Below are 22,739 nucleotides of genomic sequence, written 5' to 3'. Positions count from 1 at the left end.
TGGTGTGCAGAATAAATTTTGCAAAAGTGAAATGCAACGCGGGGCTTCTCGTGGGTGGGTTGCGGGAACGGCAGGACTTGTGACCAATGCGTCAGCGGACCTGTCCGGTCCTTCGGCTTCCGGTACCCCTTCCATCATCAGGCGCGTCCCATGGCGACGATCATCGAGGCCCTTCTGGCCGCCATCGACCACCACCAGTCGGGCCGTCTGGCCGAGGCGGCGACGCTCTACGGGCGGATTCTGGAAGCCGATCCGGAGCAGCCCGACGCCGCGCAGTTCCTGGGCGTGCTCCACGCACAGACGGGCCGGCCGGCCGACGGGGCGCGCCTGCTGCGCCGGGCGCTGGCGCTGCGTCCCGACTCGGCGGGCGGGCACTCCAACCTCGCCGGGGCGCGTCAGACCATGGGCGACGCGGCGGGGGCGGAGGCCGGTTACGCCCGCGCCCTGCGGCTCGACCCGCTGCTCGCCGACGCCCACGCCAGCCGGGCCGCCGCCTTGCGCGACCTGAACCGGGTGCCGGAGGCCGCCCGTTCGGCGCAGCGGGCGCTGGCGCTGCTCCCGGCCTCGGCGGACGCCTTGGTGAACCTTGCCGAATCGGCGCTGGCCGGACGGCGGGGAGAGGAGGCGGAGCGGGCGGCCCGCCGCGCCGCCGCGCTGGCGCCGGGATCGCCGGCGGCCTGGATGATGCTCGGTTCCGCCTGCGCGGCGCAGAAGCGCTGGGACGAGGCGGAGGCCGCCTACCGCGCGGCGCTGGACCTCGCACCCGGCTATGGCGCGGCGTGGGGAAATCTCGGATCGTTGCTTGCCGGGCTGGGCCGCTTCGAAGAGGCGCTGGCGGCCTTCGCCACGGCGGAGGAACGCGGTTTTTCCGGACCGTCCCTGTGGTCGGCGCGCGGCAACGCGCGGCTTGCCATGGCCCGGCCGGCGGAGGCGCTCGCCGACTTTGACCGGGTGTTGCAGGCCCGCCCCGGCGATGCCGGGATGCGCTGGAACCGCGGCTTCGCCCGGCTGCTGGCCGGCGATTGCGAGGGCGGCTGGCCGGAGTTCGACTGGCGCCGCCACGACGCGCGGGCGGAACCTCCCTGGCGCAGCTTCGCCCAGCCCACCTGGACCGGCGGCGACATCGCCGGGCGCACCATCCTGCTCTACGCCGAGCAGGGGTTGGGCGACACCCTTCAGTTCGTCCGCTACGTCCCGTTGGTGGCGGCGCGCGGCGCGCGGGTGATCCTGGAGGTGCAACGGCCCTTGGTGAGCGTTCTGTCGGGCCTGCCGGGGGTGGAGCGGCTGATCGCCCGCGGCGACCCGCTTCCGGATTTCGATCTGGAATGCCCGCTGATGAGCTTGCCGCGCGCCTTCGGCACCAAGCTGGATGATGTGCCCACCGCCGTGCCGTATCTGCGCGCCGACCCGAAACGCGCCGCCGCCTGGAGCGAGCGGCTGGCGGACGGGCAACTGACGGGTGGGCCGGGGCTGCGGGTCGGGCTGGTCTGGGCGGGCAACCCGCGCTTTCCCGGCGACGCTCTGCGCTCGCCCCGGCTGGCCGGGCTGCGACCGGTGCTGGATGCGCCGGGCGTGCGCTTTTTCGGCCTCCAGAAGGGACCGGGGCGGGAGGATTTGGATCGGGTACCGATGCCCTCGACCTTCACCGACCTGGGACCGGACATCGCCGATTTCGCCGACACCGCGGCGATCATGGCCAACCTCGACCTCGTCATTTCCTCCTGCACCGGGCCGGCGCATCTGGCCGGGGCGCTGGGGGTGCCGGTCTGGGTTGTGCTGCCGCTGTCGCCGGACTGGCGCTGGCTGCTGGGGCGGGAGGACAGCCCCTGGTACCCCACCGCCCGCCTGTTCCGCCAGACCCGCGTCGGCGACTGGGCGGAGGTGGGCGGGCGCGTCGCCGACGCGTTGCGCGCCGTGGCTCTTACGACTTGAGCGTGATCGTCGTCTGGGTCATCTCGTCGGCGGTGGACACCAGCTTGGAGGCAGCGGAGTAGGTGCGCTGCGCCTGGATCAGCGTGGTGAACTGCTCCTCGATCTTGACGTTGGAGCCCTCGACGCTGGCCGTGTTCAGTGACGCCCCGACGGTCTTCGGCGCGCTGGTGCCGGTCTCACTGGTCAGGTTGCCGAAGGAGTTCAGACGGATGGCGCCCGAATTGGCGGTGGTCCGGAACATGGTGCCGGACACGCTTTCCAGATCGGTCGGGTTGATCACCGTCGCATCGGGGATGCGGTAGATGTAGCGCTGCCTGCCGCCCTGGAAGTTCGCGGCGACGAAGCCATCCTCGGTCAGTTCCGCCCCCTGATAGGTGCCGGCGCGGATGCCGTTGTTGCCTTGGACGATCCCCAGATCCATGCCGGCGATGGTGGTGATGGAGTTGGTCATCTTCCCATAGGAACCGAGATCCAGCGTCGTCTGGGAGAAATCGCCGCCGGGATTCAGGGTCAGGGTCACCGGGCTGCCGGTGGGGCCGCCGGTCAGCGTGCCGTTGCGGGCGAAGTTCAGCGTTCCGAGCGATTGCCACGTGGTGGGGTCGTTCACGTTGCCGTTGCCAACCGGCTTGCCGTCGGCGCCGATGACTCCGGCGTTGAAGACCTGCCACGTCGAGGTGCCGTCCTCCGCCTGCCCGGTCTTCAGGAAGCGCAGCGCCATCGCCCCGTCGGCGCCGTTCTTGTCCACCATGTTCAGAACGACGCCGGTGGTGTTCGCCGTGGTGATCTGGCCGGACACCGGGGCTTGGTCGTAGGGCAGGTTGAGGTTCAGCGACGCCTGGGTCGAGGCTTCGCGGTAGTCCTGCAACCCGCTCAGCGAGACCGGCGTCATGCTGGTGAGGCTGCCGAAGGAGCCGGCGCCGCTGGCGGGGTCGAGCTTGAACCCCATCAGCGCCTTTCCGGCGCTGTTCACCAGACGGCCTTCCTTGTCGGGAGAGAAGTCGCCGGAGCGCGTGAGGAAGACCGAACCGTCGCTGGTCTGTGTGGCGGTCGCGGTCGTGCCGGTCTGGGCAGCCAGATCCTGGACGATGAAGAAGCCGTTGCCGTTGATGGCCGCGTTGGTGGAGATGTCGGTCCGGGTGACCGTGCCGCCGCTGTGGTCCAACCGCTCGAAGGCGCGCACGCCGTTGCCGGGGTCCTTGTTGCCGGTGCGGTCGCTCAGCACGAAGTCGGAGAACTGCGTCTCCGACGCCTTGAAGCCGGACGTCGAGGCGTTCGCGATGTTGTTCGAAATGGTGCCCAGGGCGCGGTTCTGCGCCGTCAGCCCGAGAACGCCATTGTTGAAGATCGTGGTGATGCCCATGGTCCGGCCGCCTCATTCCCATCGACGCGCGTCCGCCGGAACGCGCCGATCTGGGAATTGCAACCGTCGTGCCAGAAGGCGGGGAGCCGCTGAAACAACCCTCTTCCGTGGTGGGGAGGGGTTTGTTCAGGCCGCCGAAACCAAGGGATGGGCAGAAATTTCCCGGCGGAAGCGGCTCCTCACCGTGCGCTGGGCAGCTTTCGCCCAGCCGCCGGCGCCCTCGTTGGTCTCAATCGACCGGTTCGAACATCTTGGTCTGGGAATTGATGGCCCACAGGTCGCCGCTGTCCAGGTCGAACCACCAGCCGTGCAGTTCCAGCGACCCGGCCTCGACCCGCTCGCGGACGAAGGGGAAGGTCATCAGATTGTCCACCGAGGTGCGGACGGCGGCGCGCTCGATCACGTCGGGCTTCTGCTGGAGACGCTCGAACTCGGCCTTGCGCCGTTCCTCGTCGGTGTCCCCCTGGGCGGGCGGGATGTAGGGATCGAGCGCCGCGCTGGCGATGGACACCCAGGGCGACACGAAGTCGTTCTGGTCCGGTTCGCCCTTGCGCAGGCGGATCAGCCCCTGGATGCCGCCGCACAGGGCGTGGCCCAGCACGATGACGTGGCTGACCTGAAGCACCCGCACCGCGTATTCGATGGCCGCCGAGGTGCCGTGGTAGCTGCCGTCCGGCTGGTAGGGCGGGACGAGGTTGGCGACGTTGCGGACGACGAACATCTCGCCCGGCTCCGCCTGGGTCAGCAGCGCCGGATCGACGCGGCTGTCGGAGCAGCCGATCATCAGGATCTTCGGCTTCTGCCCCTCCTCGACGAGCTGGCGCATGCTGTCGGGCCGGCGCTCGTAATAGCGGGCGCGGAAGCCTTTCATCCCGGCGAGAAGCTGACGAATCGGAACGTCCTGGTCGCGGGTGTGTGGCATCGTTCTGATACCCCTCTTCGGTCGGGATTTAGCGGATGCGGTATAGCCCAGGCCGGGTCATGTTTCCAGAACCTCCGCAGGCGCCGGCTCGCCCCAGCGGCGGACGATGCCGGCGTCCAGCCCGAACAGGTCGAGCGCCCGCCCGACGGCGTGGTCCACCAGATCGTCGATGGTCTGCGGGCGGCTGTAGAAGGCGGGGACCGGCGGGGCGATCACCGCGCCCATCTCGGCCAGCTGGGTCATCGTGCGCAGATGCCCCAGATGCAGCGGCGTCTCGCGCACCATCAGCACCAGCGGCCGGCGCTCCTTCAGCGTGACGTCGGCGGCGCGGGTCAGCAGGGTGGAGGTCACACCCGTGGCGATCTCGCTCATCGTGCGGACGGAGCAGGGGGCGACGATCATGCCCATGGCGCGGAAGCTGCCGCTGGCGATGGCCGCGCCGATGTCGGCGGCGGCGTAGGACACGTCGGCGAGAGCGCGCAGCTCCGCCACCTTCATGTCCGTCTCATGGGCCAGGGTGACTTCGGCGGAGCGGCTGACGACGAGGTGCGATTCGACGCCGATCCGGCGCAGCACGGACAGCAGCCGGATGCCCAGGATCACGCCCGAGGCTCCGCTGATGCCGACGACAAGACGGGAGGGTGCAGTCATGCCGAAGAAGTAGCGCGCGGGCCGGGCGTCGTCCAGAGCGCGGTCTTGTGGACCCCTTCACGGGCCCGGCGCCGGGGGCGGAGGGACGGGCCGCACCCGGTCGCACAAAAGCAAAAAGCCCCCCTCCCGCCGGGGGAGAGGGGCCGGGAAGGCGGCGTCAGCGCGCCTCTTCCTGCTCCGAATAGGGCGACTCGTCGCCGTAGCCGTCCTCGCCGTCCTGGGCCTCGCGCTCCTCCTGCGACAGAGGGACGCCGCCGCGGCGGACCGCCAGGGCCAGAGCCTCCTCCAGCTCGCGCTGGGTGCACAGGCCGAGCAGCACCGGGTTGCGCGGCTTGATGTTCGGGGCGTTCCAGTGCGTGCGGTCGCGGACCGCCGCGATGGTCGGCTTGGTCGTGCCGATCAGGCGGCAGAGCTGGGCGTCCGACAGCTCCGGATGGTGCTTCAGCAGCCAGGCGATGGCGTCGGGCTTGTCGCCGCGCTTGGTGATCGGGGTGTAGCGCGGCCCCTTGGACCGCGCCGCCGGCAGCGGCAGGTCGGGGACCAGCAGCTTCAGGCGCAGATCCTGGTTGCGCTCGCAGCGTTCGATCTCGCCCTTGGTCAACTGACCGTTGGCCACCGGGTCCAGCCCGACCATGCCGACCGCCACCTCGCCATCGGCGATGGCCTGGACCTCCAGGGAATGCAGGCCGCAGAAGGCGGCGATCTGCTCGAAGGTCAAGGATGTGTTCTCGACCAGCCAGACGGCCGTCGCTTTCGGCATCAAGGGCAGTGCCATCGTCCCTCCTGACAACTCCAACCCGACCGCACCCGCTGGCGGGTGGCGCGATCGGCCATACTTTACCGGATGGTCCCGAGCTTCGCCCTCCATATAGGGCCGGAACCGGTCGATGTAAGCGTGCTCGGGCAGGCGGCCGGGAAAACCCGGACGCCGATCCCTCTGCTAACCGTCTTGGCGCGCTTTAGCAAGCCCACCCGGCTGTCCGGGAACAAGAATGAAGCGAAAAAAATTGCTTGAAAGGGAATTCCCGGCTGTGAAACCGGGGAATTCCCTTCGCAATTTAATGGTTCGCGGGTGCAGCAGCGGTCGCGGCGGCGGTCAGCCGCCAACCGTCATGACGATCTTGCCGATGTGCGCGCTGGATTCCATCAGGGCGTGCGCCTCGGCCGCCTGCTCCAGCGTGAAGACCTTGTGGATCACCGGCTTGACCGTGCCGCCTTCCAGCAGCGGCCAGACCTTCTCGCGCAGGGCGGCGGCGATGCGGCCCTTCTCCTCGACCGAGCGCGCGCGCAGGGTGGAGCCGGTGAGGGTCAGGCGCTTGGTCATCACCGGGAACATGTTGATGGAGACCTTCGGCCCCTGGAGGAAGGCGATGGAGACGTGCCGCCCGTCGGGAGCCATGATGCCGATGTCGCGGGCGATGTAGTCGCCGCCGACCATGTCCAGCACCACGTCGACGCCACGCCCGCCGGTCTCCTTCTGGATGACGGCGGCGAAGTCCTCGGTCTTGTAGTCGATGGCGCGGTCGGCGCCCAGCTCCTCGCAGGCGCGGCACTTCTCGGCGCTGCCGGCGGTGGTGAAGACCTTGGCCCCGAAGGCCTTGGCAAGCTGGATGGCCGTGGTGCCGATGCCGCTGGAACCGCCGTGGACCAGCAGAGTCTCGCCGGGCTTCAGCGCGCCGCGCTCGAACACGTTGGTCCAGACGGTGAAGAAGGTCTCCGGAACGGCGGCGGCCTCGACCATGCCGTAGCCCTTCGGAACGGGCAGGAGCTGCGGCGCCGGGACCACGCAGTACTGGGCATAGCCGCCGCCGGCGATCAGGGCGCAGACCGCGTCGTCGGCGGCCCACTCCGTGACGCCCTCGCCGATGGCGACGACGCGCCCGGCGATCTCCAGGCCGGGCAGGTCGGAGGCGCCCGGCGGCGGGTCGTAGCGGCCCTGGCGCTGCAGCATGTCCGGGCGGTTGACGCCTGCCGCCTCCACCGCCACCAGCACCTCGCCGGGGCCGGGCACCGGGGCGGGACGCTGCACGGTGCGCAGGACCTCCGGGCCGCCGGGTTGCGAAATCTCAACGCAGGTCATGCTGTCCGGCAGGGCGATGCCCATGGTGTCTCCCCCATTCCTCGTTGACGCGGTGCCACCGCTCCGGGTGGCCGGGCCGTTTGTGTCCGCAGGCGTCCAAAGTTAGAATTCCGCATCGGCGCTGACAAGCACGCCCCGCCAGCCTTTCCAACGGGCGGGAAGCGGACGGCGCGGGGCAGGGATGCGTGAAAGCGGGAGGAGAAGCCCTATGGACATCGACGATCTGGAGCCGCGCAAGGCCAAGCCGGCGCTCAAGGACCTGACCACGCTGGGCGTGGCGGAGCTGAAGGACTACATCGCCGGGCTTGAGGCCGAGATCGCCCGCGCCCGCGCCGCCATCACCGCCAAGGAGGCGCAGAAGAACGCCGCGGAGGCCTTCTTCAAGAAGCCGTCCTGAGAAGGGGAATGAAGACTTTCCCTCTCCCGCCCCGGGAGAGGGAAGGGGCCCGCGCACCGCGCGGGAAGGGTGAGGGTGCCGGCAACGGGCTGTCATATGATCCTGGCCTTACCCTCACCCGGCCCTTCGGGCCACCCTCTCCCGGGACGGGAGAGGGGCTTCGGTCCGTTGAATCTCAGTCCGCGCCGACCAGATCGCGGTAGCAGTGCCAGGAGGCGTGGCCGATCAGCGGCAGGGCCAGAGCCAGCCCGAGGAAGCCGGTGACCATCCCCGCCGCGGTGAACAGCACGATCAGGAAGGCCCAGCCGGCCATGGTCCGCAGATTCTCGCGCAGCACCGCGACGCTGGTCGCCATGGCGGTGAAGCTGTCGGTTTCGCGGTCGAGCAGCATCGGGATCGACACCACGCTGATGGCGAAGACCGCCGTGGCGATAACGCCGCCGACGATGGTGCCGGTCAGCAGGAACGGGATCGTCTGGGCCGAGAAGAAGATGCGGTCGACGAGCTGGTCGAAGGCCGGCGGCTCCGTCGCGAAGAACAGCGCGAAGATCAGAAAAGCGATGCGGATCCAGGCCAGCATGGCCAGCATCAGCGCCAGCCCGATCCCGGCGATCTGCACGCCGTTGCGGCGGTAGGCCCCGGCGACCTTCATCAGCGTCGGCGTCTCCCCCCGCTCCAGCAGGCGGCTGGTCTCGTAGAGGCCGACGGCGAACACCGGCCCCAGCAACATGAAGCCCGCCGCCATCGGCAGGACCAGATACTGCATGTCCTGCATCGACAGCACGGCCACCAGCGCGAGGCTGGACAGCACCGCCAGCAGGCCATAGGCGGCGCTGATCATGGGGCTGGCGCACATGTCGCGCCAGCCGGCGCTCAGCCACACCCAGGGGCGGTCGACGTCGACGCTGCGGATTCGCGGAAGATAGGGTGCCGGCTTGTGGAACTCGGAGGGCTCCTTGCGCCGAACCGGCCGATGGAATTGGGACGCACCGCGGTGAGACGACATGTCGACCATGATGATGGTCCTCCCCTTTGCCCATTGCGCCTCTCGTGAGCGCAACTGTAGCAAAGCGGTCCGCGGCGATCCAGATTGTCTTATGGACGAATTGTTAGAGTACCAAATTGTCACAAAAGCGATACCAAAGCACGGGCTTGGCCGTCACGGGTCGCCCGTCCCGTCCTCGACCTTCTTGCCGTCGAGTTCCGCCTGGCGGCGCTCGGCCTCCTGGCGGTCGCGCAGCTTCTCGGCCTTGGTGCGCCCGAAGCGGACGCGGTTCTCCTCGGCGTTTTTTTCACGCTCTTCCTTCTGGCGCATCTTCCGGAAGCGGTTCAGGTTGACGACATCGGCCATGGGGGACTCTCCGCAGGGCGGGGCATTTCCTTCCTTCGATCAACTCGGCCGTTGGAATGCCCAAATTGCTTGTTTTCTTTCGGGACGATAGTTTAGCGAAACCCCGTGCCACCCGGAAGACCGGAGCGGGCGCCGGCGGCTCTCGCGGCTTGTGGCGGAAACACGGCGACTCAACAGCCGAACGGTGGGGAAGGCGCGTCAACCGGTGAAGAGATTCCTGATCGCAGCTCTGATACTCGTCGGTCTGCTGGTGGCCGCGGTGCTGGTCGTGCCCAGCGTCGTCGATTGGAACGCCTACAAATCCCAGATCGCGGAGCGGGTGTCCGCCGCCACGGGGCGCGAGGTGGAGCTGAGGGGCGACATCGGCCTGTCGCTGCTGCCGGCCCCGGCGCTGACGGTGCGCGACGCCCGTCTGGCCAACGCGCCCGGCGGGTCGGAGCAGGACATGGCCCGCCTGAAGGAGCTGGACGTCCGCGTGGCGCTCGGCCCGCTGCTCAGCGGCCACATCCAGGTGCAGAGCATCCGCCTGATCGATCCCACCTTCCTGTTCGAAACGCTGCCCGACGGGCGCTTCAACTGGGACCTGTCCGGCGCCGGCCGCCCGGCCGACGGCGCGCGGAGCGGGTCTGGCGACGGGCTGGCCTCGGCGGTCAGCTTCGATCAGGTGACGGTGCAGAACGGCACCATCCAGTACCGCGACGCCCGCACCGGCCAGTCGGAGGTGATCGACCAGGTCGACGCGCGCATCGTCGCCGGCAGCTTTACCGGACCGTTCCAGGGGCAGGGCAGCTTCCGGGCGCGCGGCGTGCCGCTGCGCGGGGAGATGTTCGTCAGCCGCCTGATCGATGGCGCCGCCGTCCAGGTCCGGGCGACGCTGTCGATGGCCGACACCGACACCGACACCGACGCCACGCTGCGCTTCGCCGGGATCGTGACCAACCCGCCGGGCAGCGGTGGGTCGCGCGCCCAGGGCGACCTGCGCGTCGAGGGCAGCGACCTGTCCCGCGCCCTGGCTCTGGTCCGCAGCGGCTCGGCGGCCGGCGGGGACAAGAAGGCGAACGCGCTGCTCGCCCAGTCCTTCGGCATCCGCACGGCGGTCGAGGCGTCCCCGACCGCGGCGAGCTTCACCAATCTGGAAGCGCAGCTTGGCGACACGCGCGCCACCGGTACGGCGACCCTGCACAGCGGCACGCCGGGGCGGGCGGAGCTGACCCTGGCCCTGAACCGCCTGGACCTCGACGCCTGGCTGGAGCGTGCACGGTCGAGCGGCGGCTCGGAGAGCGGCGCCCCGCCCGCCGCCCGCAACGGAAACGCGGCCAAGGGCGCGCCATCCACTTCTCCGTCCGGCGGCGCTCCGTCCGGCGGCACGCCATCGGGCGGCGCAGACCAGCCGGGCGGGTTCGCCCTTCCGGACGCGCTGGACGCCAAGCTCGACCTCGCGGTGGACGGCATCACCTATAACGGCGGCGTGATGCGCCAGGGGCGGGTGGAGGCCAGCCTGAGCGGCGGCACGCTGAACATCGACCGCATCAGCGCGCTGCTGCCCGGCGGGTCCGACATCGTGGCGGCGGGTGAGCTGGCGGCGGCCAATGGCCAGCCGAACCTCAACCTGCGGATGGAGGCGAACGCCGACAATCTGCGCGCCCTGCTGGAATGGCTGCGGGTGGACGTCCGCGCCGTGCCGGCGGACCGCCTGCGCCGGGCGTCGATCGCCGCGCAGTTGCAGGGGCGGCCGGGGCGGTTGGACGTGAACGGGCTGGACCTGCGGGTGGACGCCAGCCGCCTGACCGGTGCCGTCGCCTATGTGGACCGCGGGCGGCCCGCCTTCGGGGCGCGGCTCGACCTCGACCGGTTGAATCTCGACGCCTATCTGCCCGCGCCGGACAGCGCCCAAACCACCGCCCAGACCACTGCCAACGGCGCGGCCACGGCCCCGGCGCCGGCGCGCAACGGGAACTCGTCCGGGAGTTCATCGACGACCCCGGCCCGGCTGCTGGCCGGCGTGGACGCCAATCTGGAATTGTCGGTCGGGCAGCTGACCGTGCGCAACACGCCGGTCCAGGGGCTGCGGCTCGACGCCACCGCCGCGGGCGGCGCCCTGTCGATCAAGGAGGCGATGGTGCAGGACGCCGCCGGGGTGAAGCTCCGTCTGGACGGGCAGATCGCCGGGCTGGAGCCGCTGCGCGGCGCCCATCTGACGCTGAACGCCGAGGCCGCCAGCCTGGAAGGGGTGGCGCGCGCCGTTCCCTGGCCGGAGGGCGCCCCCGCGCCGGAGCGGCTGGGCGCGGTGAAGGCGCAGGCCCGCCTGTCGGGCGACGCCGAGCGTCTGGCGGTCGAGCTGGGGGCTGAGGCGGCCGAAGGCTCGCTGGAGGCGGGCGGCACGGTGCTGAACGTCGAGAAGAACCCGTCCGTCGATCTGAAGCTGCGCGCCAAGCATCCGGAGCTGGCCCGGCTGGCCAGCCTGTTCGCCGATACCCCGTCCTCCGGCGGCGCGGTGTCGGGCTCCTACGGTCCGATGGACCTCTACACGGAACTGGCGGGGACTCGGAAGGCCTTCACCCTGGGCAACATCCAGGGGACGGTGGCCGGCGTCACCGTCAAGGGCAAGGCGAGCGCCGATCTGAATGGCAGCAAGCCGCGGGTGGAGGCCGAGCTGCAGACCGGCGACCTGGAGCTGGATCGGCTGGCGGCGCTTCCCGCCGCCGCGGCCCGCCCCGCCGGCGCGTCCTCTCCGGCGGCCGAGGCGTCGCCGGGCGCGCCCGCCGCCGCGACGGGGGATTTCAGCGGGCTGCGCCGCTTCGACGGGCGCTTCGTGCTGACCTCCTCCGCCCTCGTCAAGGGTGGAACGCGGATCGACAATCCCGCCTTGCGCGCCACCGTGACCAACGGCGTGCTGACGGTGGAGCGGTTCGACGGCACCCTGATGGGCGGGCAGCTCGGCGCCACGGGGCGGCTCGCCGCGCCGGGCAACCAGACGCCGACCGCCGAGGCCACCATCACCCTGTCCAAGGCCAAGCTGGCCGAGGCGGTGGGCGGCGGGCTGGGCGGCGGAGCGCTGGAGATCGCCGGGGGCGTGCTCGACGCCGAGGCTAACTTGACGACCAGCGGGGCCGGCGGCGACGCCATGCTCAAGGCGCTGGCCGGCCAGGGCCGGATCAGCGCCCGCGACGGCCTGCTGCGCGGCTTCGACCTCGGCGCCCTGCGCGACCGGCTGACCAGGCTGGAGCGCCCGCAGGAGCTGCTGGGCGCGGTGATGGGCGGGCTTCAGGGCGGGGAGACCCGCTTCGCCCGGCTGGACGGCAGCTTCGCCATCGACAAGGGCGTGGCGCGCACCGAGGACACGCGGCTGACCTCCGACCTGGGCGAGGCGGTGGCGGTGGGGCAGGTCAACCTGCCGGCGCAGACCATCGACATGCGCGTCCGCCTGACCGTGCAGTCCGACCAGTCGCTGCCCCCGCTGACCGTCCGCATGACCGGCGCGCTCGACAAGCCCACCCGCTCCTTCGAGATGCAGGAGGTGCAGGAGTATTTCGCCCGCCGTGCCGCCGAGGGGCTGTTGAACAGGGTGGTGCCGAAGGATCTGCCGATTCCCGGCGGCGGCAACGCTCCGAAACCCGACGCGCTGCTGAAGGGGCTGATCGACGGGCTGAGGCGTTGAGAGGGTGGGGGCGCGTGACGCATTGCGTCCAAGCCCCGTGACGCATTGCGTCCAAGCCCGTTGAAGTTCCGTGGGGCGGGTCCCATAATGCGGCAGACAAGAAGCGGATTTTGAGTCGATGCAGGTGGACAATAAGATTCTGGACGATCTGGCCCGCGTTGCGGGTGGCGCGCTCGGCGCGCTGTCGTCCCTGCGCGAGGAAGCTGAGGCGCAGATGCGCCAGCAGTTCGAGCGCGTTCTGTCGCGGATGGACGTGGTGAGCCGCGAAGAATACGAGGCCGTCCGCGCCATGGCCGCCAAGGCCCGCGAGGAGCAGGAGACCATGGCCGAGCGGCTCGCCGCGTTGGAGGCCACGGTCGCGACGCTCAAGGCCGAACACGATCCGAAGCCGGCAACGGGCGCCTCCGCTCCCGCCGTCGGTCCCATCGCCGGAGGGGGCGGCGGGCCGGTCTGATCCGGCCTCCGTCCCGTCTCCAGCCCTTCACGGATGCACCGCCGAAAACCAGTTGCGCCGGCCAGACCCTTTTGGCACGGTGCTCTTGGTGGTATTCATCCGTCTGCCAGCCACAACATCTCGGGGCTTCCCCTTCTTGCGCGAAGGCGGACCGGCCCCGGGGCGGTTCCGTCCACCGCGCCTTTACAGGAGGACGCCGACATGTCGGCTGTTGCCGTCGACACCCCCTCATCCGCGCACAATCCCCTGGACATCGTCGAGGAGATCGTCACCGCCAACGAATGGCCCTTCGAGCGGGCCGGCGAGGACGAGCTGATCGTCGAGATCGGCGGGCGCTGGTGCGATTACCGTCTCTATTTCGTCTGGCAGTCCGACGTCAGCGCGATGCAGTTCTCCTGCCAGTTCGACATGAAGGTTCCGGCGGCGCGCCGCTCCTCGGTCAACGACCTGCTGGCGGAGGTGAACGCGCGCATGTGGCTGGGCCATTTCGACGTCTGCGCCGAGGAGCACACCCCGATGTTCCGCCAGACCATGCTGCTGCGCGGTTCGCGCGGCGCCACGGTGGAGCAGCTTGAGGACCTCGTCGAGATCGCCCTCTCGGAGTGCGAGCGCTTCTACCCCGCCTTCCAGTTCGTGATCTGGGGCGGCAAGTCCGCGTCGGAGGCGGTGTCCGCCGCCATCCTCGACACCGCCGGGGAGGCGTGACCGCCATGGCGCAAGCTGGGACTCAGGGTTGCACGTTGCTGCTGGCCGGCTGCGGCAAGATGGGCGGCGCGATGCTCGACGGCTGGCTGAAGGCCGGCATCGCGTCCAGCGTCGCCGTCATCGAACCGTCCGGCCTGCCGGAGTCCCTGCGGGGCAACCCCGCGGTCGTGCTGGCCAGCGGCGCGGACGCCTTGCCCGCCGGCTTCGCGCCGGACGTGGTGGTTCTTGCGGTGAAGCCGCAGGTGATGGACTCGGTCCTTCTGGCCTACCGGGCGCTGGTCCGCCCCGGCACGGTGTTCCTCTCCGTCGCCGCCGGCAAGACCATCGCCTCCTTCGAAGCGGCGCTGGGGGAGGGCGCGGCCATCGTCCGCTCCATGCCCAACACGCCCGCCGCCATCGGCCGCGGCATGACCGTCGCCGTCGGCAACCCGGTGGTGACCGAGGCGCAGAAGACCCTGTGCGACTCGCTGTTGCGCGCGGTCGGCGATGTGGCCTGGGTGGAGGACGAGTCGCTTCTCGATCCGGTGACCGCCGTCTCGGGCAGCGGCCCCGCCTACGTCTTCCTGATGGTCGAGGCGATGGCGAAGGCCGGCGAGGCCGCCGGTCTGCCCGCCGAGCTTGCCATGCGTCTGGCGCGGGCCACCGTTGCGGGGGCGGGCGAGTTGCTCCACCAGTCCCCAACCGCCGCCGCCGACCTGCGCAAGGCGGTGACCAGCCCCAACGGCACCACCCAGGCGGCGCTCGACGTGCTGATGGCCGCGGACGGCATGCAGCCGCTGTTCGACCGCGCCGTGGCTGCTGCCGCAAACCGCTCTCGCGAACTGGCGAAGTAAGGCGTTATGGCGGCCCTCAGCCCCTCCGCCCAACGGGTCCAAGCCTTGCTGGACGGCTTCGGCCACGGCCACAGCGTGGTCGAGCATGAGGGCAGCACCCGCACCTCGGAAGACGCCGCGAACGCCGTCGGCTGCGCCGTGGCGCAGATTGCCAAGTCCTTGATCTTCCGTGCGAAGGACAGCGGCCGGCCGGTGTTGGTGGTGGCAAGCGGGGCCAACCGGGTCGACGAGAAGGCGGTGGGCCGGCTGATCGGCGAGAAGATCGAGCGGGCCGATCCGGACTTCGTTCGCGAGGCCACCGGCTTCGCCATCGGCGGGGTGCCGCCCATCGGCCACGCCATGCCGCCGCTGGTCCTGATCGACGCCGACCTGATGAGCCTCGACGCCATCTGGGCCGCCGCCGGCACCCCCAACGCGGTCTTCCGCCTGACCCCGGCGGAACTCGTCGCCATCACCGAGGGGCGGGTCGAAGCCATCCGCAAGGGCTGACGGTCCGACAACCGAGCCGGTCAACCGGGCAGGATGCCGCAGCGCGGCATGACCGCGCATCGCCGGGTCACCCCTCTTCCAAGCCTCTGGATTCTCTGGCAAGACTCTTCCCAACGAGTTCTTGAACAGAGACGCATCAGGGAGGCCCCCCGTGACTGACGCCCGGCACAACCCGTACGAGACCGACCTCGACCAGAACGCCGCCAACACGGTGCCGCTGTCGCCGCTCTCGTTCCTGCGCCGCACCGCCGCGGTCTATCCGCAGCGCATCGCCGTGATCCACGGCCCGGTCCGCCGCACCTGGGCGGAAACCTACGAGCGCTGCGTGCGCCTCGCCTCGGCCCTGGCCAAGCGCGGCATCGGGCTGGGCGACACGGTCGCGGTCATGGCCCCCAACACCCCGGAGTCCTTCGAGGCGCATTTCGGCGTGCCGATGACCGGCGCGGTCCTCAACGCCCTGAACATCCGCCTGGACGCCGAGGCGCTGGCCTTCATCCTGGAGCATGGGGAGGCCAAGGTGCTGCTGACCGACCGGGAGTTCTCCGGCGTCATCTCCAAGGCCGTCCACATGCTGGAGCCGAAGCGCCGCCCCATCGTCATCGACATCGACGACCCGCAGGCCAAGGGCGGCGAACTGATCGGCGAGCAGACCTACGAGCAGTTCCTGGAAACCGGCGATCCGGCCTATGAATGGCCGATGCCGGCCGACGAGTGGCAGGCCATCGCGCTGAACTACACCAGCGGCACGACCGGCAACCCCAAGGGCGTCGTCTACCACCACCGCGGCGCCTATTTGAACGCCATGGGCAACGTGCTGACCTGGGCGATGCCGCACCATCCCGTCTATCTGTGGACTCTGCCGATGTTCCACTGCAACGGCTGGTGCTTCCCCTGGACGGTCACCGCCATGGCCGGCACCAACGTCTGCGTCCGCACCATCACCGCCAAGGGCATCTACGACGCTCTGGCCGACCTCGGCGTCACCCACATGTGCGGCGCCCCAATCATCATGGGCCTGATCGTCAACGCGCCGGAGGACCAGAAGCGGGAGATCCCGCGCGGTGTGAAGATGATGACCGCGGGCGCCGCCCCGCCCGCCGCGGTGATCGAGAAGATCGAGCGGATGGGCTTCGACGTCACCCACGTCTACGGCCTGACCGAGGTGTACGGCCCGGTCACCATCTGCGCTTGGCACGAGCACTGGAACGACCTGCCGTTGGAGGAGCGCGCGGCGCTGAAGGCGCGGCAGGGCGTGAACTACGCCACGCTGGAAGGGCTGATGGTCGCCGACCCCAACACGCTCCAGCCGACCCGCAAGGACGGCGTGACGATGGGCGAGATCTTCATGCGCGGCAACACCGTGATGAAGGGCTATCTGAAGAACCCGCGGGCCACGCAGGAGGCCTTCTCCGGCGGCTGGTTCCACACCGGCGACCTCGGTGTCTGGCATCCCGACGGCTACATCGAGCTGAAGGACCGGTCGAAGGACATCATCATCTCCGGCGGCGAGAACATCTCGACCATCGAGGTCGAATCGGTGCTCTACAAGCATCCGGACATCGTCGAGGCCGCCGTGGTCGCCCGCCCGGACGAGAAGTGGGGCGAGACGCCCTGCGCCTTCGTCACCGTGAAGGAGGGCAAGCAGTTGACCGAGGCCGAGGTGATCGCCTATTGCCGCGAGCATCTGGCCCACTTCAAGTGCCCGCGCACCATCGTCTTCACGGCCCTGCCGAAGACCTCGACCGGCAAAATCCAGAAATACGTGCTGCGCGATCAGGCCCGTGCGCTCAACGAGGAGAAGGCGTGACCGCTGTGACCGGGGGCTTCGGCCCCCTTCTGCCCGAGGAGCGGGCGGACGCCGCGACCCTGGTCCGCCAGGGTTTCGGCATTCCCCGCGAGTATTTCGACCGGTCGGTGGAGCTGTTCGGGCCGGACGTGATGCGCGGTCTGCGCGCCGGACCGGAGGCGGGGCGCGCCGGCGGGCTCGTCGCCTGCGCCGCCGTCTGGCCGATGGACCACTGGTTCGGCGGGCGCCCCGTACCGTCCTGCGGCGTGGCAGCGGTGGCCGTCGATCCGGCGGAGCGCGGGCGTGGCTACGGCAGCGCGCTGATGCGCGGGCTGCTGGAGGAGGCGCGGGCCGGGGGCGCTGCGCTGTCGGTGCTCTACCCGGCGACCCTGCCGCTCTACACCCGCCTGGGCTTCGGGCGGGGCGGGGTGTCCTTCGACTGGAGCGCTCCGCCGGCTGTCCTCTCCGCCGGGCCGCCGCCGGGAGACGGATGGATTCGCCGGACCGAGGCGAGCGACGCCAGCCCCCTTGCGGCGCTACGCCGCAGCCTGCTCTCCACCACCAACGGTCTGGTGGAGCGCAATGAAGGGCTGTGGAGCTTCGCTCTTTGCCCGGACGGAGTTCCGTCCGATGTTTACACTTTTGGTGGTTCTGGCGGCCCCGAGGGCTACGTTGCGGTGGCGCCGCCGGCCGATAGAAAACTCCATGTTGCGGATCTCTGCCTCATCAGCCCGCGGGCGGTGCGGATGGCCCAGGGGTTCCTGGCCGGCTACCGGGCGCAGGTCGACCGCGTGACGTGGCGCGGCGGACCCGACGATCCGCTGGTTCTGCTGGCGCCGGAACGCGGGGTGCGTGCGGACGCCTGCGACGAATGGTTGCTGCGCATTCTCGACGTGCCGCGTGCCCTGGAAAGCCGCGGATACCCACCGGGGGTTGTGGGGGAGTTGGTTTTTGATGTGTCGGACGCGCTGATTCCGGAGAATTCCGGCTGCTTCAGGTTGTGCCTGTCCGAGGGAAGAGCGGCCGTGCGCCGGTTGCCGAGGGCGCGGAACAGCGCTGAAAAGGCCGGCGGAAAGACGGATGGAGCGGTGCTGTCGCTGTCCATCGCCGCGCTCGCCAGCCTCTACAGCGGGCACAAGGGTCCTCACGCTCTCCGTCAGGTTGGTCTTCTGCGCGGAGGGGATGAGGCGTTGGCGCTGGCGGCGCTGTTTTTCTCGGGGCCGGCGCCCTGGATGCCGGACCGTTTCTGAAGCGGTGATACCAGTTACGTTTATCAAACCAGAAATTAACCCTTTCTGATGTATCCCTTAGCGACAAAGGCATGACGACGGCCAAAGCATAAGGCCGTACGATCCGGGGGAGCCCGATTTCATGACGATTGGAACGCGGATTGCGCTCGGTTTTGCGGCGGTCCTTCTAATGACGGTTGCCGTGGCGTTCGTTGGTTGGAACAGCCTGCGCACCTACGCCGGACGTGTCGATCTGGCAGCCCACACCGCCGAACTGGACGCCCGGTTGAAAACCGTGCGGATCGAGGAAGCCCGTTTCGTCACCGAGCGGGACTCCAAGGCCGCCGACAACGTGCCCGGCATGCTGGACCGGCTGCGCGACGAGGCCCAGGGCACGCGGTCCGCGCTGGAGGACGCCGGCAGCGTCCGGCTGGTGGACGAGATCCTGGCGGGCATCGCCGGCTACCGCAGCGCCTTCGCCAATTTCGTCGCCCAGGACGGGGAGGCCCGCACCCGCACCCAGAGCATGGAGACGCGCGCCCAGGCCCTGCGGGAGATCGCGGAGAAAATCGGCAAGCAGCAGTCCGACCGCTACGACCAGAACATGGTCAGCCTGAAGGACGCGGAGCACGCCGTGCGGCAGAGCCGCGACACCTCCGACCGCGCCGACCGGCTGATCGAGATGGTGCTGGAGGCGCGGCGCCTCCAGTCCGACTTCGCCCACACCCGCAATCCCGCCACGATGGCGGCCGCCGGGGAGGCCATCGCGGCGCTGCTGGCCAACGCCGAGGCCATCGAGAAGGACCTCGTCGGCACCAACGACGAGGAACTGGCCCAGCGGATCGTCACCATCGCCGGCGCCTACCGCATGGTGTTCGATCAGACCCGCACCGAAGGCGCCGGGGAGTCGGCCAGCGGCCGCATCCAGGCGCTGGATCGCCACGCCCTCGAGATCCAGAATCTCGCCCACGAGATGCAGGAGAATCAGGCGATGGTCTCCAGCGCGCTTCAGGAGGCCGCGAACTTCGCCCAGAGCGAGGTGAACGAGGCCGTCCAGCTGCGCGGCATCGCCATGCGCCTGATCCAGGGCGCTCAGTCCGCGATGCTGGGGCAGCGCGACTTCATCCTGATGAATGGGGAGGGCGCCCGCGCCCAGGTGCATGGCGCGGTGAAGGAGACGCTGGCTCTGGCCACCCAGGCCGGGGCCGTGCTCGTCGATTCGGAAGGCCGCGCGCTGATCGCCGCCATCACCGAGGCCGCCCAGGCCTTTGATCGGGAGTTCGCCGCCCTCGTCACCACCAGCGAGAACCAGCGCACCGCCTCCAAGACCATGGCCAAGGCCGCGGGCGACGTCAGCGAGCAGGTGGCCCGTCTCGTCTCCATCCAGCGCGACGACCGCGAGAACGGGCGCAGCGGGGCGGAGCTGATCATCATCATCGGCGCCGCCGTGGCGCTGGCGCTCGGCATGATCATGGCCTGGATCATCGACCGCGCCATCACCCACCCGATGCACGCCATGACCAAGGCGATGGGCCGGCTGGCCGAGGGCGACCTGACGGTGGACATCCCCGCCGGCGACCGTAAGGACGAACTGCGCGCCATGGCCGAGGCGCTCAGCGTCTTCAAGGAGAACGCCCTGGAGATGCAGCGCATGGAGGGCGAGCGGGAGGAGATGCGCCGGCAGATCGACGCCGACCGCCGCCGCACCATGAACGAGTTCGCCAACGGCTTCGAACAGGCGGTGTCGGGCGTCGTCCAGTCGCTGACCGAGTCCGCCGGCAATCTGGGCCGTGACGCGCAGGAGATGTCGTCGGACGCCGCCCTGACCACCGCCAAGTCGAGCGCGGTCGCCGCGGCGTCGGAACAGGCGTCGAGCAACGTGCAGACCGTCGCCGCGGCGGCGGAGGAGCTGTCCTCCTCCATCGCCGAGATTTCCCGCCAGCTCAACAGCAGCTCGCAGGTGGCGGTCGGGGCAGCGGCCAAGGCGACCGAGACCAACGGCATCGTCGAGGGGCTGGCCGAGGCGGCGCAGCGCATCGGGCAGGTGGTCGACCTGATCGGCGAGATCGCCGAGCAGACCAACCTGCTGGCCCTGAACGCGACCATCGAGGCGGCCCGCGCCGGCGAGGCGGGCAAGGGTTTCGCCGTGGTGGCCACGGAGGTGAAGAACCTCGCCGGCCAGACCGCCCGCGCGACCGAGGAAATCTCCAGCCAGGTGGCGCAGATGCAGGCGGCGACGGGCGGGGCGGTGGGCGCCATCCGCACCATTTCCGACGCCGTCGGCACCATCAGCAGCACGGTCACCGAGATCGCCTGCGCCATGGAGCAGCAGGGTCTCGCCACCCGCGAGATCGCCCAGAACGTCAACCAGGCCGCCGAGGGCACGCAGGAGGTGATGCACCACATCGCCGAGGTGACCAACGCCGCCATCAAGACCGGCGGCGCCGCCGACGCCGTCCTGGGCGCCAGCCGCACGTTGACCCGGCAGGCCGAGCATCTGCGGTCCGAGGTGCAGGGCTTCCTCAACAAGGTGCGAACCGCCTGACCACATGACCGCCTGACCGCGGTCCATCGGGGAGCCGGGGGCTGAAAAATCCCCCGGCCCGTCCCCGTTGCTTTCGCACGGGGCTTCTGTTAAGCCGCGCCGAGCCTCACGGACGCGAGATCTCATGGACTTCCCCTTGTCACAGCGCGATTCCACACGGGGGATTCCCGACGCGCTGCTGGCCGGTCTGGCCGGCGTCGCGGCGCTGGTGCTCGGCCCGCTGGCCTCGATGGCGCCGCGCGGGCTGCCGGTCTGGGCTATCCTGATCGCCCTGATCGGTCTGGCCGGTCTGGCCCGCCGCGGCGCCCTGGGGCGGCTGCAGCGGGCGATGCCCGGCACCGCCGTGGTTCTGGCCTTCCTGGCCCTGGCCTCGCTGTCCATCCTGTGGAGCCCGTCGCCGCGCGCCGGCCTGACGGTGGTGGAGATCGGCTACATCGGCCTCGGCGCCCTGGCCGGCGGGGCGTGGCTGTCCTCGCTGCCCGGGGTGGAGGCGCGGCGGCTGATCGGCCTGTTCCTGATCGGCGTGTTCGCCGGTGTCCTGCTGTTCGCGGTGGAAGCCGCGCTGGATTTCCCGCTGCACCGCTGGTGGAACCATGTGCCGGCGGGCGCCGAGATCGCCGAGACCAACGTGCCCAAGCGCACCGCGGTGCTGCTCTGCCTGCTGGTCTGGCCGGCGGCGATGGCGCTCGACCGGGCCGGTCGCCGCGCGGCGGCGGTCGCGCTGCCGGTGATTTTCGCCGGCGCCTGCCTGCTGCTGACCAGCCGGTCGGCGATGCTGGGCATCGCCGCCGGCGGGGTGGCCTTCGCGCTGGCGGTGTGGTCGCCGCGGCTGGTTCGCGGGGTGCTGGCGGGGGTCCTCGCGGTGGCCTTCACCTTTGTGCTGCCGCTGGCCCTGCTGTTCGACCGCGTGCTGAACCTGGATGGCGCCGCCTGGCTGTTCCATTCCGCCCGGCATCGGGTGGAGATCTGGGGCATGGCGGCCAGCCGGGCGCTGGAGACGCCCGTCTTCGGGCAAGGCATCGACGCCTCCCGCGCGCTTGACCCGGAGGGCGCGGTGTCGCGCTTCGGCACGCTGACCGACAGCCTGCTGCCGCTTCATCCCCACAACGCCTTCCTGCAGGTCTGGCTGGAGCTTGGCGGCGTCGGCGCCGCGCTGGCCCTGGCGGCGTCGCTGCTCCTGCTGTTCGGCACGGTGCGGATGGAGCGGCGGCTGCAACCCTTCGCGCTGGCCCTGTTCGCGTCCGGCCTCGCCATGGCGAGCACGGCCTATGGGATCTGGCAGGCGTGGTGGATGGGCGGGATGCTGGCCGCCGGCCTGATGCTCCGGCTGGCCGCGCGCACCCCGGCGGGGGGCGAATGACGGGGGCGCACGGCAACGGACCCCGCCGCGTCCTGGTCATCAAGCTGGGGGCCTTCGGCGACTTCTTTCTCGCCCAGACCGCCTTCTCGGCCATCCGCCGGCATCATGACGGCGACCATCTGACGCTGCTGACCCTGCCGCCCCTGGCCCCGCTTGCCCGCCTCAGCGGCCTGTTCGACGAGGTGCTGGAGGATCCGCGCGGGCGCTCCCTCGGCGCCTATCGGCGGGTCCGCCGGCTGCTGCGCGCCGGCCGCTTCGATCGGGTCTACGACCTTCAGGCGCAGCCACGCACCGACCGCTATTTCTGGCTGCTCGCCCCCGGTCCCTGGCCGGAATGGTCGGGAACGGCCTGGGGCGCCTCGCATCGCGACCAGTATCCGGGCCGCCGCAAGGTGCCGGTGATCGAGCGCTACACCCGGCAACTGGCCCCCTTCGGCATCGTGCTGGACGCGGTGCCGGACCTGTCCTGGCTCGACGCCGACACCGGCGGTTTCGGCATCGCCGCACCCTACGCCCTGCTGATCCCCGGCTCCTCCCCCGGACGGCCCGACAAGCGCTGGCCGGTGGAGCGCTACGGCGAACTGGCGCGCGCGTTGGCGGCGCGCGGGATCACGCCGGTCGTTCTGGGCACAGCCATCGAGGCGGACCTCGCCCGGGCGATCGCCGCGGCCTGTCCGCAGGCGGTGGACCTGACCGACCGTACCAGCGTGCCGGAAATCGCCGGGCTGGCCCGCCGGGCCTGGGCGACGGTTGGCAACGACACCGGTCCCACCCATCTGGTGGCCGCCGTCGGCTGTCCCACCCTGGGACTTTTTTGCGACGCGTCCATCCCCATCCACGCCAACGGGCCGCGGATGGTCATCCACCACCGGCCGTCCTTCGCCGACATGGACGTGGCGGGTGTGCTGGCGGCGATGGACGCTCTTCCGCCGAACCGGTAGAGTGCCGGCCGGCCTTTTTCCAGGAGCCATGCAGGTTTTGAGCAGC

At 70.2% G+C, this 22,739-nt stretch carries 19 protein-coding genes; 12 read left to right on the top strand and 7 right to left on the bottom strand.

The window, feature by feature from the left end; translation table 11 throughout:
• Positions 1-150: 150 nt before the first annotated feature.
• Positions 151-1,932, top strand: coding sequence for a tetratricopeptide repeat protein (locus ACWPN7_RS13525; RefSeq protein WP_459197980.1), 1,782 nt, complete (start codon positions 151-153; stop codon positions 1,930-1,932).
• Here the strand turns inward: ACWPN7_RS13525 and ACWPN7_RS13520 are convergent.
• The 5 genes from ACWPN7_RS13520 to ACWPN7_RS13500 all read right to left on the bottom strand — a co-directional run bounded on the left by ACWPN7_RS13520 (position 1,922) and on the right by ACWPN7_RS13500 (position 6,969).
• Positions 1,922-3,292 carry a flagellar hook protein FlgE gene (locus ACWPN7_RS13520; protein WP_459197979.1) on the bottom strand — a complete coding sequence of 457 codons (1,371 nt, stop codon included), beginning with the start codon at positions 3,290-3,292 and terminating at the stop codon, positions 1,922-1,924. The genes ACWPN7_RS13525 and ACWPN7_RS13520 overlap by 11 nt on opposite strands.
• Before the next feature lie 229 nt (positions 3,293-3,521).
• Positions 3,522-4,214, bottom strand: a complete 693-nt coding sequence (locus ACWPN7_RS13515) for a carbonic anhydrase (protein ID WP_137102645.1) — start codon at positions 4,212-4,214, stop codon at positions 3,522-3,524.
• Between the two features lie 57 nt (positions 4,215-4,271).
• Complete coding sequence (locus ACWPN7_RS13510; protein WP_041810970.1) at positions 4,272-4,865, bottom strand: UbiX family flavin prenyltransferase; 594 nt, start codon at positions 4,863-4,865, stop codon at positions 4,272-4,274.
• 157 nt (positions 4,866-5,022) lie between these two features.
• Positions 5,023-5,640, bottom strand: a complete 618-nt coding sequence (locus tag ACWPN7_RS13505; RefSeq protein WP_014239918.1) for a DUF1013 domain-containing protein — start codon at positions 5,638-5,640, stop codon at positions 5,023-5,025.
• 321 nt (positions 5,641-5,961) lie between these two features.
• Positions 5,962-6,969: an NAD(P)H-quinone oxidoreductase gene (locus ACWPN7_RS13500; protein ID WP_014239920.1), complete on the bottom strand. Its 1,008-nt coding sequence runs from the start codon at positions 6,967-6,969 to the stop codon at positions 5,962-5,964.
• Between the two features lie 184 nt (positions 6,970-7,153).
• Between ACWPN7_RS13500 and ACWPN7_RS13495 the strand changes: the two genes are divergently transcribed.
• The gene (locus ACWPN7_RS13495) at positions 7,154-7,342 is read left to right on the top strand and encodes a DUF1192 domain-containing protein (RefSeq protein ID WP_014239921.1); all 189 of its coding nucleotides are present in this window, start codon (positions 7,154-7,156) and stop codon (positions 7,340-7,342) included.
• Between the two features lie 175 nt (positions 7,343-7,517).
• Here the strand turns inward: ACWPN7_RS13495 and ACWPN7_RS13490 are convergent, their stop codons facing one another.
• A complete protein-coding gene (locus tag ACWPN7_RS13490) occupies positions 7,518-8,357 on the bottom strand; it encodes a DUF2189 domain-containing protein (RefSeq protein ID WP_038528727.1) in 840 nt (279 codons plus the stop codon).
• Positions 8,358-8,501: 144 nt separating this feature from the next.
• Positions 8,502-8,693, bottom strand: a complete 192-nt coding sequence (locus tag ACWPN7_RS13485; RefSeq protein WP_038528724.1) for a DUF4169 family protein — start codon at positions 8,691-8,693, stop codon at positions 8,502-8,504.
• A 205-nt stretch (positions 8,694-8,898) separates the two neighbouring features.
• Here ACWPN7_RS13485 and ACWPN7_RS13480 point away from each other — a divergent pair, with 205 nt between their 5' ends.
• The 10 genes from ACWPN7_RS13480 to ACWPN7_RS13435 all read left to right on the top strand — a co-directional run bounded on the left by ACWPN7_RS13480 (position 8,899) and on the right by ACWPN7_RS13435 (position 22,693).
• A complete protein-coding gene (locus ACWPN7_RS13480; protein WP_492273319.1) occupies positions 8,899-12,351 on the top strand; it encodes an AsmA family protein in 3,453 nt (1,150 codons plus the stop codon).
• A 118-nt stretch (positions 12,352-12,469) separates the two neighbouring features.
• The gene (locus ACWPN7_RS13475) at positions 12,470-12,805 is read left to right on the top strand and encodes an accessory factor UbiK family protein (protein ID WP_038528721.1); all 336 of its coding nucleotides are present in this window, start codon (positions 12,470-12,472) and stop codon (positions 12,803-12,805) included.
• A 201-nt stretch (positions 12,806-13,006) separates the two neighbouring features.
• The gene (locus ACWPN7_RS13470) at positions 13,007-13,510 is read left to right on the top strand and encodes a type III secretion system chaperone family protein (protein ID WP_014239927.1); all 504 of its coding nucleotides are present in this window, start codon (positions 13,007-13,009) and stop codon (positions 13,508-13,510) included.
• 5 nt (positions 13,511-13,515) lie between these two features.
• The gene (gene proC / locus ACWPN7_RS13465) at positions 13,516-14,343 is read left to right on the top strand and encodes a pyrroline-5-carboxylate reductase (protein ID WP_459197977.1); all 828 of its coding nucleotides are present in this window, start codon (positions 13,516-13,518) and stop codon (positions 14,341-14,343) included.
• Between the two features lie 6 nt (positions 14,344-14,349).
• Entirely contained in the window at positions 14,350-14,832 is a 483-nt protein-coding gene (locus tag ACWPN7_RS13460) for a YbaK/EbsC family protein (protein ID WP_200475980.1), read from the top strand.
• A 151-nt stretch (positions 14,833-14,983) separates the two neighbouring features.
• Entirely contained in the window at positions 14,984-16,639 is a 1,656-nt protein-coding gene (locus ACWPN7_RS13455; protein ID WP_200475981.1) for an acyl-CoA synthetase, read from the top strand.
• Positions 16,636-17,868: a GNAT family N-acetyltransferase gene (locus tag ACWPN7_RS13450; protein WP_459197976.1), complete on the top strand. Its 1,233-nt coding sequence runs from the start codon at positions 16,636-16,638 to the stop codon at positions 17,866-17,868. The genes ACWPN7_RS13455 and ACWPN7_RS13450 overlap by 4 nt, the downstream gene beginning before the upstream one ends.
• 181 nt (positions 17,869-18,049) lie before the next feature.
• Positions 18,050-20,392, top strand: a complete 2,343-nt coding sequence (locus ACWPN7_RS13445; protein WP_247887781.1) for a methyl-accepting chemotaxis protein — start codon at positions 18,050-18,052, stop codon at positions 20,390-20,392.
• A 124-nt stretch (positions 20,393-20,516) separates the two neighbouring features.
• Entirely contained in the window at positions 20,517-21,752 is a 1,236-nt protein-coding gene (locus ACWPN7_RS13440) for an O-antigen ligase family protein (protein WP_459197975.1), read from the top strand.
• On the top strand, positions 21,749-22,693 hold the full coding sequence (locus ACWPN7_RS13435) for a glycosyltransferase family 9 protein (RefSeq protein WP_456531306.1): 945 nt from the start codon (positions 21,749-21,751) through the stop codon (positions 22,691-22,693). Before ACWPN7_RS13440 ends, ACWPN7_RS13435 begins: the two co-directional genes overlap by 4 nt.
• Positions 22,694-22,739 lie beyond the last annotated feature (46 nt).

This window comes from Azospirillum sp. UENF 312511, from assembly GCF_058780635.1.
Note: the sequence above shows the minus strand (reverse complement) of the source record. Positions and strands in the feature narration are given on the sequence as shown.

Coding starts and splice junctions, on each gene's coding strand:
- ACWPN7_RS13525 (WP_459197980.1), top strand. CDS start 151: ATGGCGACGATCATCGAGGCCCTTCTGGCCGCCATCGACCACCACCAG.
- ACWPN7_RS13520 (WP_459197979.1), bottom strand. CDS start 3,292: ATGGGCATCACCACGATCTTCAACAATGGCGTTCTCGGGCTGACGGCG.
- ACWPN7_RS13515 (WP_137102645.1), bottom strand. CDS start 4,214: ATGCCACACACCCGCGACCAGGACGTTCCGATTCGTCAGCTTCTCGCC.
- ACWPN7_RS13510 (WP_041810970.1), bottom strand. CDS start 4,865: ATGACTGCACCCTCCCGTCTTGTCGTCGGCATCAGCGGAGCCTCGGGC.
- ACWPN7_RS13505 (WP_014239918.1), bottom strand. CDS start 5,640: ATGGCACTGCCCTTGATGCCGAAAGCGACGGCCGTCTGGCTGGTCGAG.
- ACWPN7_RS13500 (WP_014239920.1), bottom strand. CDS start 6,969: ATGGGCATCGCCCTGCCGGACAGCATGACCTGCGTTGAGATTTCGCAA.
- ACWPN7_RS13495 (WP_014239921.1), top strand. CDS start 7,154: ATGGACATCGACGATCTGGAGCCGCGCAAGGCCAAGCCGGCGCTCAAG.
- ACWPN7_RS13490 (WP_038528727.1), bottom strand. CDS start 8,357: ATGGTCGACATGTCGTCTCACCGCGGTGCGTCCCAATTCCATCGGCCG.
- ACWPN7_RS13485 (WP_038528724.1), bottom strand. CDS start 8,693: ATGGCCGATGTCGTCAACCTGAACCGCTTCCGGAAGATGCGCCAGAAG.
- ACWPN7_RS13475 (WP_038528721.1), top strand. CDS start 12,470: ATGCAGGTGGACAATAAGATTCTGGACGATCTGGCCCGCGTTGCGGGT.
- ACWPN7_RS13470 (WP_014239927.1), top strand. CDS start 13,007: ATGTCGGCTGTTGCCGTCGACACCCCCTCATCCGCGCACAATCCCCTG.
- proC (WP_459197977.1), top strand. CDS start 13,516: ATGGCGCAAGCTGGGACTCAGGGTTGCACGTTGCTGCTGGCCGGCTGC.
- ACWPN7_RS13460 (WP_200475980.1), top strand. CDS start 14,350: ATGGCGGCCCTCAGCCCCTCCGCCCAACGGGTCCAAGCCTTGCTGGAC.
- ACWPN7_RS13440 (WP_459197975.1), top strand. CDS start 20,517: ATGGACTTCCCCTTGTCACAGCGCGATTCCACACGGGGGATTCCCGAC.
- ACWPN7_RS13435 (WP_456531306.1), top strand. CDS start 21,749: ATGACGGGGGCGCACGGCAACGGACCCCGCCGCGTCCTGGTCATCAAG.